Source organism: Alloalcanivorax mobilis (assembly GCF_002864685.1).
GTDB lineage: Bacteria > Pseudomonadota > Gammaproteobacteria > Pseudomonadales > Alcanivoracaceae > Alloalcanivorax > Alloalcanivorax mobilis.
On the sequence record NZ_NMQZ01000017.1, the window covers coordinates 25,849 to 40,317 of the forward strand.

At 62.6% G+C, this 14,469-nt stretch carries 11 protein-coding genes; 5 read left to right on the top strand and 6 right to left on the bottom strand.

Annotation, left to right across the window (positions count from 1 at the left end; all coding sequences use genetic code 11):
* Positions 1 to 41: 41 nt before the first annotated feature.
* The 3 genes from cysS to thrS all read right to left on the bottom strand — a co-directional run bounded on the left by cysS (position 42) and on the right by thrS (position 3,970).
* The gene (gene cysS, locus CGS25_RS09965) at positions 42 to 1,421 is read right to left on the bottom strand and encodes a cysteine--tRNA ligase (protein WP_089033394.1); all 1,380 of its coding nucleotides are present in this window, start codon (positions 1,419 to 1,421) and stop codon (positions 42 to 44) included.
* A gap of 6 nt (positions 1,422 to 1,427) precedes the next feature.
* The gene (gene hisI, locus CGS25_RS09970) at positions 1,428 to 1,856 is read right to left on the bottom strand and encodes a phosphoribosyl-AMP cyclohydrolase (RefSeq protein ID WP_089034595.1); all 429 of its coding nucleotides are present in this window, start codon (positions 1,854 to 1,856) and stop codon (positions 1,428 to 1,430) included.
* 197 nt (positions 1,857 to 2,053) lie between these two features.
* On the bottom strand, positions 2,054 to 3,970 hold the full coding sequence (gene thrS / locus CGS25_RS09975) for a threonine--tRNA ligase (protein WP_101675362.1): 1,917 nt from the start codon (positions 3,968 to 3,970) through the stop codon (positions 2,054 to 2,056).
* A 158-nt stretch (positions 3,971 to 4,128) separates the two neighbouring features.
* On the opposite strand from thrS, the gene CGS25_RS09980 reads away from it, so the two are divergent.
* Complete coding sequence (locus CGS25_RS09980; RefSeq protein ID WP_089033392.1) at positions 4,129 to 5,682, top strand: HD-GYP domain-containing protein; 1,554 nt, start codon at positions 4,129 to 4,131, stop codon at positions 5,680 to 5,682.
* 19 nt (positions 5,683 to 5,701) lie between these two features.
* Here CGS25_RS09980 and CGS25_RS09985 read toward each other — a convergent pair whose 3' ends face one another.
* The 3 genes from CGS25_RS09985 to apbC form a co-directional block, all read right to left on the bottom strand.
* Entirely contained in the window at positions 5,702 to 6,904 is a 1,203-nt protein-coding gene (locus tag CGS25_RS09985; RefSeq protein WP_101675363.1) for a GGDEF domain-containing protein, read from the bottom strand.
* A 174-nt stretch (positions 6,905 to 7,078) separates the two neighbouring features.
* Positions 7,079 to 7,351: an Arc family DNA-binding protein gene (locus tag CGS25_RS09990; protein WP_089033390.1), complete on the bottom strand. Its 273-nt coding sequence runs from the start codon at positions 7,349 to 7,351 to the stop codon at positions 7,079 to 7,081.
* 203 nt (positions 7,352 to 7,554) lie between these two features.
* Positions 7,555 to 8,646 (bottom strand): iron-sulfur cluster carrier protein ApbC, encoded by a 1,092-nt coding sequence (gene apbC, locus CGS25_RS09995; protein WP_101675364.1) that lies wholly within the window; start codon positions 8,644 to 8,646, stop codon positions 7,555 to 7,557.
* A gap of 700 nt (positions 8,647 to 9,346) precedes the next feature.
* Between apbC and CGS25_RS10000 the strand changes: the two genes are divergently transcribed.
* The 4 genes from CGS25_RS10000 (at position 9,347) to CGS25_RS10015 (ending at position 14,460) form a co-directional block, all read left to right on the top strand.
* Positions 9,347 to 10,351, top strand: coding sequence for an ABC transporter substrate-binding protein (locus CGS25_RS10000; protein ID WP_198588748.1), 1,005 nt, complete (start codon positions 9,347 to 9,349; stop codon positions 10,349 to 10,351).
* Between the two features lie 19 nt (positions 10,352 to 10,370).
* Positions 10,371 to 11,120: an ABC transporter permease gene (locus CGS25_RS10005; protein WP_198588749.1), complete on the top strand. Its 750-nt coding sequence runs from the start codon at positions 10,371 to 10,373 to the stop codon at positions 11,118 to 11,120.
* 34 nt (positions 11,121 to 11,154) lie between these two features.
* Positions 11,155 to 12,549, top strand: coding sequence for an allophanate hydrolase (gene atzF / locus CGS25_RS10010; protein ID WP_101675365.1), 1,395 nt, complete (start codon positions 11,155 to 11,157; stop codon positions 12,547 to 12,549).
* Positions 12,550 to 13,059: 510 nt separating this feature from the next.
* Positions 13,060 to 14,460, top strand: a complete 1,401-nt coding sequence (locus CGS25_RS10015) for an ABC transporter substrate-binding protein (protein ID WP_101675366.1) — start codon at positions 13,060 to 13,062, stop codon at positions 14,458 to 14,460.
* The last annotated feature ends 9 nt before the right edge of the window (positions 14,461 to 14,469 follow it).

Sequence of the window (14,469 nt, forward strand, 5' to 3'; positions counted from 1 at the left end):
ATAGAATAATAGCGGCTGCCGTTACCGGTTAGAGACGCCGATCAGGCACGGGTCCAGCGGGTGCCTTCGCGGGTGTCCTCCAGTTGCACGCCCGCGTCCTTGAGTTGATCACGAATCTGGTCGGCGCGAGCGAAGTCGCGGCTCTTCTTGGCCTGGTCGCGCTCCGCCACCAGGGCATCGATGTATGCCGCGTCCAGATCGTGGTCGCCGCCGGCGGCCTGGAACCAGCCGGTGGGGTCTTCGCCGAGCAGACCCAGCAGCTCCGCCCCCGCCAGCAGTTCCGCTTTCAGCGCCGGTTTGTCGCCGGGCCCGGCTTTGTTCAGGCGGGCGGCGATGGCGTGTAAGGCGCTGATTGCCTCGGCGCTGTTGAGATCGTCGCGCAGGGCGGCCAGCACCGGGTGGTCCTCGGGCAGACGATAGCCGCTGGCGGCAACGACGTTTTCACCCCGGCCCAGCAAGGCGTAGTAGAGGCTGTCCAGGCTTTTGCGCGCCTGATCGAGCACGTCGGCGGAGAAATTCAGCGGTGAGCGATAGTGGCTGGAAAGCAGCGCGAAGCGCAGCACCTCGCCGGGATAGTGGGTGAGCAGATCACGCACCAGCCGGAAGTTGCCCAGGGATTTGGACATCTTCTCGCCGTCGATATTGATGTAACCGTTGTGCATCCAGTAACGCACGTACTCGGTGCCGTGGGCGCAGCAGCCCTGGGCAATCTCGTTCTCGTGGTGCGGGAAGATCAGATCCTGGCCGCCGCCGTGGATGTCGATCACGTCGCCCAGGTGCTTATGGATCATCGCCGAGCATTCGATGTGCCAGCCCGGGCGGCCGCGGCCCCAAGGGGAATCCCAGCCGGGCTGGTGGTCGCTGCTCGGTTTCCACAGCACGAAATCACCGGGGTGGCGTTTGTAGTCGGCCACTTCCACCCGCGCGCCGGCCAGCATGTCCTCCAGATTGCGCCCGGACAGCTTGCCGTAATCGGGCATCGATTCCACCGCGAACAGCACATGGCCGTCCGCGGCGTAAGCGTGGTCCTTGGCGACCAGCGTTTCGATCATGGCGATCATGTCGCCGATGTGATCGGTGGCCTTCGGCACGATCACCGGCGGCAGCGCGTTCAGCGCCGCCATGTCCTCGGCGAAGGCGGCGCTGAAACGCTCGGTGAGTGCCGCCATCGGCTCGCCGGTTTGCGCGCAGGCGTTGATGATCTTGTCGTCGATGTCGGTGATGTTGCGGGCGTAGACGACTTGGGGATAAAGCCGGGACAGCAGCCGGTAGAGCACGTCGAACACCACCACCGGGCGCGCGTTGCCGATGTGGACGTAGTTGTACACCGTCGGGCCGCACACGTAGAGCGTGATGCGGTTCGGGTCCAGGGGAACGAACTCGTCCTTGGTGCCGGTCAGGGTGTTGTGCAGTTTCAGCATGCCGTATCAGGCCTTATACAGGTCTTTGGGGTCGATCATCGGCGCCTGGTCGATCACCGCCCTTTGGTTGTCCAGTTTCCAGAAGAAACAATCGCGGCGGCCGGTGTGGCAGGCCGGCCCGGTCTGTTCCACCCGGGCCAGCAGTACATCGCCGTCGCAATCGACGCGCAACTCCTTGAGCATTTGCACCTGGCCGGAGCGCTCGCCCTTGCGCCACAGGGTCTGGCGCGAACGCGAGTAATAGCAGACGCGGCCGGTGGCCAGGGTTTCTTCAATCGCTTCCCGGTTCATCCAGGCGAACATCAGTACCTCGCCGGTGTCGTGCTGCTGGGCGATCACCGGAATCAGACCGGCGTCGTTGAATTGCAAATCATCCAGCGCCTCGCCGAGCGCGACGGCGAAGCCGGGGGGTTGGTGTTCGTTTTGTTTGAACATGGGCGCAGCCTGATGTTTGGTGTTGGACGCCGGACGCCGGACGCCGGACGCCGGACGCCGGACGCCGGACGCTTTATCGGCTTTCTCTTCGTTCAAGCCGACCTGCATGGTGACGCCGTGCCAGGAAACACGCCAATCCTCTGCGTGCCGGGTTGAGCGTCCGGCGTCCGGCGTCCGGCGTCAGGCGTCCAGCGTTATTAAACCGGCGCCCGGGTGCTCTGAAACAGTTGCTCCACCGCTTGTTCCAGCGGCGCTTCGTCCATGTCCTTGGAGCCGAGGCTGCGGATCGCCACCTTGCGCTCCTCGGCCTCTTTTTCGCCGACCACCCAGATGCGCGGGGTTTTCGCTTTGGAATGCTCGCGCACCTTGAAGCCGATTTTTTCGTTGCGGGTGTCCAGCTCCGCCGGGATGCCCTTGGCTTTGAGCAGGGCCACCACTTCGGCGGCGTAGTCGTCCACCGCGTTGGTGATGGTGCACACCACCACCGGGGTGGGCGCCATCCACAGCGGCAAATGGCCGGCGGTGGATTCGATCAGAATGCCCAGGAACCGTTCCAGCGAACCGAGCACCGCGCGGTGCAGCATCACCGGGCGCTGGCGCGAGCCGTCCTCGGCCACGTATTCCGCGTCGAGCCGTTCGGGCAGCACGAAATCCACCTGCAGGGTGCCGCACTGCCAGTCCCGGCCGATGGCGTCGCGCAGCACGAATTCCAGTTTCGGGCCGTAGAAGGCGCCTTCGCCCGGATTCAGTTCGCATTCCAGGCCCAGGGATTGCACCGCCGCGCGCAGGGCGCCCTCGGCTTTGTCCCAGGTCTCATCCGAGCCAGCGCGATTGTCGGGCCGATCGGAGAATTTGATGCGGAACGATTCGAAGCCGAAATCCCGGTAGACCTCGCGCAGCATGCGAATAAAACCGGCGGTCTCTTCGTTGATCTGGTCCTCGGTACAGAAAATGTGCGCGTCGTCCTGGCTGAACGAGCGGGCGCGCATCAGCCCGTGCAGGGCGCCGTGGGCCTCGTTGCGAAACAGGGCGGTGAACTCGCCCAGGCGGATCGGCAGGTCCCGGTAGCTCTTGATGCCCTGCTTGAAGATCTGCACGTGGCCCGGGCAGTTCATCGGCTTGATCGCCATTTCGCGGTGATCGTGGGTGCACACGGTGAACATGTCGTCGCCGTATTTGTCCCAGTGGCCGGATTTTTCCCACAGGATGCGGTCCATCATTTGCGGGGTGGACACTTCCTGGTAGCCGCCGTTTTCCATCTTGGCGCGAATGTAGTTTTCCAGGTTCTTGCGCATTCGCCAGCCCTTGGGGTGCCAGAACATGCTGCCCACCGCCTCCTGCTGGGTGTGGAACAGGCCCATCTCGCGGGCCAGTTTGCGGTGGTCGCGCTTCTCCGCCTCTTCCAGCTGCCTGAGGTAGACGTTCAGCTCTTTTTTGTCGCGCCAGGCGGTGCCATAAATGCGCTGCAACTGGGCGTTGTCGGCGTTGCCGCGCCAGTAGGCGCCGGCCACCTTCATCAGTTTGAAGCCGTCGCCGAGCTTGCTGGTGGCGGGCAGGTGCGGGCCCCGGCACAGATCGATGAAATCGCCCTGGCGGTACAGCGAGACCTCCTGGTCGGCGGGCAAATCGCCGATGATCTCGGCTTTGAAGTTCTCGCCCTTATCCAGGAAGAAGCGCACCGCTTCGTCGCGGTCCCAGACCTCGCGGCGGATCTCTTCATTGCGGCGCACGATTTCCTGCATGCGCTTTTCGATGGCGGTGAGATCTTCCGGGGTAAACGGCTGCTCGCGGTGAAAGTCGTAATAGAAGCCATTCTCGATGGTTGGCCCGATGGTCACCTGGATATCGGGAAACAGCTCCTGGGCGGCCTCGGCCATCACATGGGCGGCATCGTGGCGGATCAGCTCCAGGGCGTCTTCGTGTTCCCGGGTGATAATCTCCACCGCCGTGCCATCGGTGAGCGGCAGGTACACGTCGGTGAGACGGCCATCGGCCTTCACCGCCAGTGCCTGTTTGGCCAGTTTCTTGCTGATACGCTCGGCGATCTCCACGCCGGAAGCCGGCTGGTCGAACTCCAAGGTAGCCCCATCGGGCAGTCTGTAGCTCACGCTCATGGGTGACACGGGTTCCAAATATTGGTTGCAGAACCGGCGAATGGTAGGCAATAGCCGGATGGGCTTCAAGGAAATAGGCGGTCTGGGTTGCTTTACGGTGATCGCGAGCCATGCCTATGCTTGGGCTTCCCGGGTACCACGGGGCAGAAGGAAGGTGAATGAGCAAACTGGAACAGCTTGCCGAGGGCCGCTTGCCGCCGTTGTTGCGGGTCGCCGGGCGCATCAGCGCCCAGCGTGATCTGGCGCCGCTGATCGAGACCGTGCTGGAGCAGGCGCAGGCGCTCGCGGGCGCCCGCGCTGGCGTGTTGTGGTTGTACCGTGACGACGCCGAGCGGGAATGGCTGGAGTGCGTGCTTCACGGCGCGCGCGACGGCCCGGCCGCCGGCCGCCACGAGGGCCCCCGGCTGATACTGGACGAGGCCAGCGCCGACCGCCCGGCGGTGCGGGTGGTACGCTCCGGTGAGCCACTGTGCCTGAGCGACGGCGAGCCGTTGAATGAGGCGGACCAGGCCCTGCTGGTGCCGCGGCTGGTGGCGCGGATAGAGAACCGCTTCCTGGTGCCGCTGCGCAATCACGAGGGCACGGTGGTGGGCGTGCTGGAGCTGGTCAACGGCGCTGGCGCCGACCCGTTTCCGGTGGCGACCCGCAACCTGCTGGAAGCGCTCGCCGGCTTCGCCGGTATAGCGGTCAACAATCTGCTGCTGGTCGAGGAGCTCAAGGGGCTGCTGGATGCTTTCGTCAAGGTGATTGCCCAGGCCATCGATGCCAAGAGCTCGGCGACCAGCGCCCATTGCCAGCGGGTGCCGTTGCTGACCGAGCTGCTGGCCCGGGCGGCCTGCGAGGATCGGCGCCATTTCGCCGATTTCCAGCTCGACGACGACGGCTGGTATGAGCTGCGGGTGGCGGCCTGGCTGCACGATTGCGGCAAGCTGGCGACGCCGGATTCGGTGCTGGAGAAATCCACCAAGCTGCACACCCTTCATGACCGCATTGAACAGGTCGCCGCCCGCTTCGCGGTGTTGCGTTGCGAGAGCGAGCGCCGCTACGAACGGGAATCCCTGGCCAATCCACGTCGTGAGCCGGAGTTGCGGCGGCGACTGGAGGCGGAAATCGCCGGGCTCACCGACGACCTGGCCCTGCTTGAGCGCATCAATAAGGGCGGCGAGACCATGGCCGAGCGGGACAAACTGCGCGTGCGGGCGCTGGCGGCGCGCACCTGGACCGACGCCCATGGCCAGCAACGGCCGCTGCTCAGCGACGATGAGGTGCACAATCTGTGCATCACGCGCGGGACGCTGACCGAGCAGGAGCGGCGCATCATCAACGGGCATATGGATGTCACTCTCGACATGCTGGAGTCGCTGCCCTTTCCACGTAAGCTGCGGCGCGTGCCGGAGTACGCCGGCGGCCACCACGAGCGCATGGACGGCAGCGGCTTCCCGCGCGGGCTGACCCGGGAACAGATGTCGATTCCCGCGCGCATCATGGCGATCGCCGACGTGTTCGAGGCGCTGACCGCGCGTGAGCGCCCTTACAAGACGCCGCTGAAGCTCTCCGAGGCGCTTGGCATCATGCAGCGAATGCGCGATGAACAGCACCTGGACCCGGATCTCTATCGGTTGTTTCTGGACGCTGGCGTATGGCGTGACTACGGCCGCGAGGCGCTTGATGCGGAGCAGCTCGATGTGGACGACGCCACGCCGTATTACTGACGCCGGCCGCTGGCAGGATCTACAGGGTAACGACGCGGCCTTCCGGGTTCATGTAGGCGGCGCGATTGCGGCCGGCGCCCTTGGCCTGGTAAAGCGCCTCGTCGGCGCATTTGATCAGTGACAGGGTGTCGCGGGTGCCGCCGCCCACGCAGGCGACGCCGACGCTGATGGTGACCACCTGGCTGATGCGCGAGCCAGTGTGCGGCAGGCCCAGTTGCTCGATGCGGGTGCGCATGCGCTCGGCGAACACCAGGGCGTCCTTGAGGCTGGTGTCCGCCAACACCACCACGAACTCCTCGCCGCCGTAGCGGGCCACGAAATCCTTGTTGCCCTGGGCCATGGAGCGAGGAATCGAGGCGACCGTCTTAAGGCATTCATCACCGGCCAGATGGCCGTAGGTGTCGTTGTACTGCTTGAAAAAATCGATGTCGAACAGCAGCAGCGTGACCCGCTCCTCACCGCCACCGCGCACGAAACCGTGCAGCACCTCGTTCAGACGCGCTTCCATGCCTCGCCGGTTGAGGCAACCGGTAAGGCCATCCACGGTGGCCTGACTTTCCAGCATGCGGTTGGCCGAGTGCAGTTCATCGCGGTGCTGAAACAGCACGTGCTCGGACAAAAAGTGCTGGCGCAGCAGCCGTTCATAAATGTACTGACCGAACAGGCTCATGCTGGCGCTGGCCAGCGACAACAGCAGCAACACCAGGGCCTGATCGGGATCGACACGGTCGGTGGCGAAGAAGCACAGCGCCAGCACCGCGATCATGATGACGCTGGAGGCCGACGCCCAATAGAACGGCACCCGCAGCAGCACGCACATCATCAGAATCGCCAGCGGGGTTTGCAGGAACAGGCTGGAGGCCAGAGGGTGCCGCACGGTCAGGCCCATCCAGTCGCCGGTCAGGGCGATGGCGAACGACAGCGCCAGGCAGGCCGGCATCAGAAAACGTCGCCATTCCTCGCGGCGGGCGGCAACGGCGGTGGCCACCGCGAGCATGATGCACAGCAGGCGCGGGCGCCAGGTGTGCGCGGCATCCTGGGGGGAAATGTGGAATTCGGTGGCCAGCGCCAGCACCAGAAGAACCACCAGCACGCCCGCCGCCCAGGGCGCCACGGAGGCGACACTATTGCGGAAATACTCCGAGAAATCGCGCTCCAGTGAGCCGGGCAATCGCAAATGCCACGGCAGGTGAATATCGCTGCCGCTGGGTAAAGTACTCATCCGTTGAGGCTTGTCCTTCAAGGCTGTTGTTTCCCGATAAAAACGGCGAAATACGGGTCGGCGCCACCGCGCGGGTCCGCTTATTCGCGCAGCGCTTCCAGGGTCAATGACTAAGGTAACAGGGGGTGGGATTAAAATCCCGTGATCCGCGCCCGGGCGTTATTCGGCCGCTTGCTAATCCAGCACACGCAGCAGGGCCTGACGCTTCACCGCCGGCAGGCGGCGGAACCGCTCCAATAGAAATTGTTCTTCGTCGCCAGCGGCGACGGCCGGCTGGCCTAGCGGCAGGGTCGAGGGCCAGTTGTCCATGCTGTGTTGAAGCCGGGCAATGATTTCCGCATTCATGCTGCGGTGGGCGCCCAGCGATGCGTCGGCGATCCAGTTCCTCATGCCGGGCGGGAAGCGGACCACGAACTTCTCCGCCTTCGCACTCTCCTCGTGCTTCATCGTACTGCCTGACCTTGAAATCAAAACGCCACAATACGCATTTTTTTTCTATGAAGCGACAGGTGAAGGCAGTGGTGAATCGCTACAGTGACGGAGTTAACATTTGCTCTTGCGGTGCCACTGCTGAGCCGCAACACGCAACAGGCAACACGCTGGCGCGCCAGGCACCTGGTCCGGCATCCGGCGTGGTCCCTATGCCGCCTTTATTGGTTCTGCACCACGATTCTTGGGAAGCGCTCGCGGTGGTCCAGCGAGCGGCGAGCGAGCCGCGCGGCGGTGCGGCGGGCAAGATCGCGGTAAAGCCGCGCGGCCGGCCCCTCGGGCGCCGCCACCACCGTCGGTCGGCCGCTGTCGGCCTGGGCGCGGATCGCCATCTCCAGGGGCAGTTGGCCGAGCAGTTCCACCTGGCAGTCTTCGGCCATGCGCTGCCCGCCGCCCTCGCCAAAGATCGGCTCCATATGGCCGCACTGGCTGCACACGTGGGTGCTCATGTTCTCGATCACGCCGAGCACCGGAATCTCCACCTTTTCGAACATGCGCAGCGCCTTGCGCGCGTCCAGCAGCGCCAGATCCTGTGGCGTGGTGACAATCACCGCGCCGCTAACCGGAATCTGCTGGGCCAGGGTCAGTTGAATATCGCCGGTACCCGGTGGCAGATCGACAATCAGATAGTCCAGATCCCGCCAGCGGGTCTCGCGCAGCAGTTGGGTCAACGCCTTGGTGACCATGGAGCCACGCCAGATCACCGGCGTGTCCTCGTCGACCAGAAAGCCCACCGACATGATCTGAATGCCATGGCCCTGCAGCGGCTCCATCTTCTTGCCGTCGTCGCTGTGCGGGCGCCCGGTCACGCCCATCATGCGCGGTTGGCTGGGGCCGTAAATGTCGGCGTCGAGAATCCCGACCCGCGCGCCTTCGGCGCTTAGCGCCAGGGCCAGATTGGCGCTGGTGGTGGATTTGCCCACCCCTCCCTTACCGGACGCCACCGCGATGATGTTGCGAATTCCCGGCAGTGGCTCAAGCGTGCCCTGCACACCGTGGGCCCGGACTTTCCAGTCCAGCGCGATGTCCACTCCGGTGGCGCCGCTGTGCGTCATCAGGTAATCACGCAATGCCCGCGAGCACTCACGCAAATACCCATCGGCGGGAAACCCCAGGGTGATGTTCAAACCGATGCGGCCGTTGTCGACGCTCACCGATTTGAGCGCGCGGCTGGCGACCAGGTCCTGCTGCTGATAAGGCTCGCGCCAAAGACGAAGAAGATGCTGAACGTGCTCGCGAGAGAGAGAGATCATTGTGGAGCTCCATACGGCGATAACAAAGCGACCCATCACTTTTATGCCCGGCAGACGCTTGAGGCAATGGGACAAGTTATCTGGAGTGGCAAAAAAGCAAAAAAAAAATAGATAAAAGGCCGTCGGGTCGTGTCGCGGGCAGCCGGCGTCTTATAGGGAAAAAAGATGTTTTTATCAGAATGAAATCGTTCCGGCCGCATCATTTCTGAATCTACACTGGTAACCATTGCGGACATTGATGGCCAGGGACGCCTGTTTCGGAAAAACCGGATTGCCATACAAGGCGCTCTGCGTGCCGGGGCGCTCACTTGTTCTAGTTGTCTTATCGTCGGTCGCCACGGCGCACGCGGATCGGGCGCCGCTGTCGCGCGGGCGCTCCAATGCGGGGCGGTTGGCGATGACTCGCTTGGCTGACGACAACCAGTGTTTAAAAAAATACCCATTAAAAACATGAAGATAGTGCTGCGGCTCGAAAAGCTGGCACGTGAAATGCGTTTTAAAGTTGGTGGTGATGCCTTGTTAGTACAAGTGAGGTTGCCAACCAGGACGCCGGGTATGAATCAGAACCGATATGGCGCCGCGAACTGTCCCAGCGTTTCCCAGGGCCTGGATTTAGAGAAGCGGCTCTCTCGTATCCCGTGAGCGGGGCACGAAGCAGACGTCGTGTCACGATTTTTTGTTCGCCTCAAGGAGTTTCCGAATGCCGATCCAGAGTTTGCCTCGCCGTTTGCTAACGGCTCTGATCGCGGCGGGCATGTATGCCTCCTGCCTGTTTGCCCCGGCTTTTGCCGAGCCTGCGATGACGACCGTGCGCCTGGCACAGAATCTGTCACCGATCTCCGGCATCACGATTGTTGCCAAGGAGCGGGGCATTTTCGAGAAACACGGCTTAAACGTTGTGGTATCCAATTTCACGTCCGGCCGGTTGGCGCTGGAAGCGACCATCGGTGGCGGCGCCGACATCGCCACCACGGCTGAGGCGCCGGTCACCGCCGCCGCCATGGCGGGCCAGGAGATCGCGTTCCTGACCAGGATGGAGTACTCGGATCTGAAGACACTGGTAACCACCGCCTCCGGCATTGAAACGATCCAGGATCTTGAGGGCAAACGCCTTGGTCTGGCCACTGGAACCGGCAGTGAGGTGTATGTGTCGGCACTGCTGAAGGCAGCCGGCCTGACCAAGGGCGACGTTCGCCTGGTCAGCCTCAAGCCGCAAACCATGGTGTCCGCGTTGGCGGCCGGCGGAGTGGACGCCATTAATATCTGGGAGCCGCATATCACCAATGCCCGCAAAGCGCTGGGTGATCAGGTGCGGCAGATCGATACCGCTGGAATTTACTCCGAGACTTTCAATATCGTCACCATGCAACCCTACCTTGAAAAGAACCGTGACACGGTGACACGCTTTCTCGAAGCGATGATCGAGGCGGAAGGCTGGATCAAGGCTCACCCCGACGAGGCGCCGGTGATTATCGCCAGGGCGGTGGGGATGAACGTCGACGATCTTGTCTCGGTGTGGCAGGACTACATTTTTAACGTGGTCATCGATCAGCGCACCCTGGACGTACTGCACGCGCACGCGCGCTGGCGTCTGGAGACCGGTAACGCGCCGACCGGGGCGACCATGCCTGACTTCTCCACGGTGATTTTCCCGGACGTTCTGGGCGAAATCGATTCATCCCGTGTGAAGATCGCGATTCGCTGAGGGAGAATCTGAATTGAATGTGCGCACCCTGGAAGTCGCCCTGCGCTGGTCGTCGATACCGCTGTTGCTGATGATCTGGGAGGTGACCTCCCGTTCTGGCGTGGTCAACGCCGTATTATTTCCGCCGCCGTCTCTGGTGGCGCTTGCCGGGCTTGAATATCTGCGTTCCGGTTTGATGGTTCAGGACCTGATGTGGAGCCTTTCCCGCGTGGCGGTCGGTTTCGTGGTGGGCGGCGTGGCGGGAAGCCTGGTCGGCGTGCTGACAGGCAGCAGCCAGCTTGTTTCCGCCGCGTTGTCGCCGATTTTTCAGATGCTGCGTCCGATTCCTCCGATCGCCTTCGTGCCGATCGTGATCGTCTGGTTCGGCCTGAGTGAGACCGGCAAATGGTTTCTGGTGTTCTGGGGCGTATTTTTCACCGTCTGGCTATCGGCACACCTGGGTGTGCAGCGGGTTGACGAGACGCTGCTGCGAGCCGCGCGTTGCCTTGGCACGCCGCGCCGGCGGATGCTCTTCGACGTGCTGATGCCCGCCTCTCTGCCTTATATCTTCATGGGTTTGCGCACCGCCATCAGCGTTTCGTTCTACACCCTGGTGGCCGCTGAATTGGCCGGTGCCTTCGCCGGCATCGCTTATCGCCTGGACGTTACCCAGCAGAACATGCAGATCGATCGCATGATGTTCGGTTTGATTCTATTGGGTCTGATCTCGGCTATCACCGACCGAATCTTCGGCTGGCTCACGCAGCGGGTAGTGCGTTGGAACCACTGACCGCCGCTCCTCCACCAACCCATGGAAGCACGCCATGAATCCGCTTCATCGACAATCGCTGGCCATCGCCGCGTTGGCGCGGGCCTATCGCCGCGAAACCTTCACTCCCGCCGACATCATTGGCGAAATCCACCGCCGTATTCAGGCGCGCGGCCGCGATGGCGTATGGACCGCCCTGGTGCCGGAACAAGCGCTGATGCAACGCGCCCACGAGTTGGCTGATCAAAGCCCCGAGGCGTTACCGCTTTACGGTATTCCTTTCTCGCTCAAGGACAACATCGATGCCGCCGGGCTGGATACCACCGCGAGTTGTCCGGCGTACGCCTATCGTCCGGCGCGTTCCGCGCGCACGGTCGCATTGTTGGAAGCGGCCGGGGCGATTCTGATTGGCAAGAACACCATGGATCAGTTCGCCACTGGTCTGGTCGGTATTCGCGCACCGCAACATCCGGTCAACAGTTTCAACGCCGAGTATATTCCCGGTGGGTCGAGTTCCGGTTCAGCGGTGGCGGTCGCCACCGGGCTGGTCAGCTTCGCGTTGGGCAGCGACACCGGCGGCTCAGGGCGCATTCCCGCCGCGCTTAACAACATCGTGGGGCTCAAGCCGACGCCGGGTCTGATCAGCACCGCCGGCATGGTATACGCGAATCGGTCGTTTGATTGTGTGCCTATCTTCGCGCTGGATTGCGCGGACGCGCAGAGCGTGTTCGACGTGCTGGCGGTGGATGATCCTGATGATCCGTACCAACGGCGCCAGGCGGCGCCGTCGCGGCCGCCGCTCGCGGAGCGCGACTTTATAGTCGGAGTGCCCACCGGCGAGCAGCGCACTTTTTTTGACGACGACGATGCCGAGCGTTGCTTTGAGCGCGCCATCGAACAGATGGTGGGGCTTGGCGCGCGCATCGTGGATGTCGACTACGCTCCGTTCAAGGAAGCCGGCGATCTGTTGTTCGAGGGGCCGCCGCTCGCCGAGCGGCTCGCCTCGGTCGGCGATTTCGTACGTTCCCATGCGCGGCAATGCGACCCGGTGGTCGCCGCGATTATCGAGAAGGCGTCCGGCTACACCGCGGTGGACTTCGTGCGTTATCAATATCGCCTGCGTGAGCTTGAGGTCGAGGTGGACCGTGCGTTCTCCAGCATCGACTTGTTGATGGTGCCGACGGCGGCGACCGCCTACCGCATCGATGCGGTGCGTGCCGATCCGGTCCGGCTTAACCGGCACATGGGGCATTACACTTATTTCGCCAATCTATTGGATCTATGCGCCCTGGCCGTGCCGGCGGGGTTGCGGGGCAATGGCCTGCCGTTTGGCGTGTGCCTGCTGGCGCCCGCCGGGCGGGATCGCGCCCTGATCCCACTCGGCAGCCGCTTCCAGGCTCTGCAAGGGCTCGCCCCGGGTGCGCCTGTTTTACAGCCAGAGCCTGTTTGACACGCTGCTGATGGCGATAACCGTGCCGCCGCCATCTGGGCGGCGCCGAGGCGCTGCCGTGTGCTCCCTGCCGCGGCCCAGGACCGGTCCGTGCCACCGTGCTTTCCCGGATTGTTAATAAGCAAATCGAAAAAATGAGTTCTTGTCATAACCACCTGTATTTAGAGTGGCCTTCCTGCATTTCTTGATAAAACCCACGCCTACCCGTCATCGGGCGGCTTCCGCCTGGATCAAAACGCGGTCGCCGCAACCCTGCCCCGCACTTGTTCTAGTTGTTGTAGCCCAGGGCACGGCAGCGCCCGTTGAGCGGGCGCGGGCACGGTGCGTTTGCCCCAGCGGGGGGCAAACCGCGCGGTTTTACTCAACCAGCTTTTTCTACCGTAAAAAAATAACCCTTTTAAAAACATGGAGATAGCTTGTTGCCCGAAAAAGCTGGCACGGCAAATGCGTTTTATAGGCAGTGGTGATGTCTTGTTAGTACAAGTGAAATCCACAACGAGGAAGCCGGACATGAATCACGGTAAATACGGATTGGCGGTCTGCCTGAGTGCCGCTTTAAGCCTGATCACCGCTCCCGCTTGGGCGGAGAATATTCGCATTGGCATTGGCCACCAGAGCATGGTGACCAACACCGTCTCTGGTGGTGTGGTGCTGGAAAAACTGGGTTTGATCGAGAAATACCTGCCGAAGGATGGCAAGTACGCCGACGCGGACTACGACATTGTGTTCAAGGATTACGATTCCGGGCCGCCGATCACCAACCAGATGATGGCCGGCAAGCTGGACTTCGGTGTGATGGGAGATTATCCGCTGATCGTCAACGGCGCCAAGTTTCAGCAGAGCGGCCGGGCGCAATCACGCTTTATCGCGATTACCGGTTACAACCGTGAAGGCACTGGCAACGGCATCGTGGTACCGGTGGATTCCGATGCGCAGAGCCTGCAGGACCTGGCCGGAAAATCCATCTCCACGCCGGTGGGCAGCGCCGCCTGGGGCATGACCCTTAAAGCCCTGCGCGACGAAGGTCTGTTCGACAAAATCACCATCGTCAACCAATCGCCGCCGGTGGGTGCCGCCAACATCGCCGCTGGAAAAATCGATGCGCACGCGGATTTCTGCCCCTGGTCCGAGATCATGGAATTCCGTGGTACCGGCCGGAAAATCTACGACGGTCGCCAGGCCGGCGTGCCGACGTTCCACGGCATCGTGGTGCGCGAGGACTACGCGAAGAAATACCCGGAAGTGGTTCAAGCCGTGCTTGAGGCCACCCTGGAAGCGCAGAAATGGATTCGTGACGACCCGATGCGCGCGGCGGTCAAGGTGGCCGAGTGGACCGGTGTCGATAGGGAAGTGTTGTATCTGTACTTCAGCAACGGCGGCATCACCGCCACGGACGCCAGCGTCAAGCCCGAGTGGGTGGAGGCCATGAAGTACGACCACCAACTGCTGCAGAAAGAAAAGCAGATCCCGGATCTCGATTTCGACGCCTGGGTGGACGACAGCTACATCAAAAAGGCCTATGCCGCCGCCGGCCTGGATTATCAGAAAGCGGTGGACAGCATGGTCGAGCCGACGCCGGATAATCCGCACCTCGAAGCGGCGCAGATCTGGTTCGCCGACGAAGGCATCAAGAGCTACGACAGCATTGCCGCCATGCTCAAAGCGGTGGGCACCCACGATGCCGATGACATCAATGTCAGCTACGTCTACGACAAGTCCAGCGGCTTGAAACTGTTTGGCAAAACCGCCTTTTACGTGGCCGACGGCACCGGATACGCCGCCTTTATGCGTCGCGATGATGCCCGTGAGTTCGCTGGTGAAGGCAGCGTTTACAGCTATCAGCAGGTCCTGAAAGCGTCCGCCACCGCGCAGTCCGCCGTGGTCGTGAAAGGGGCGGTCGCGGCTTTATAGCGGCCATCC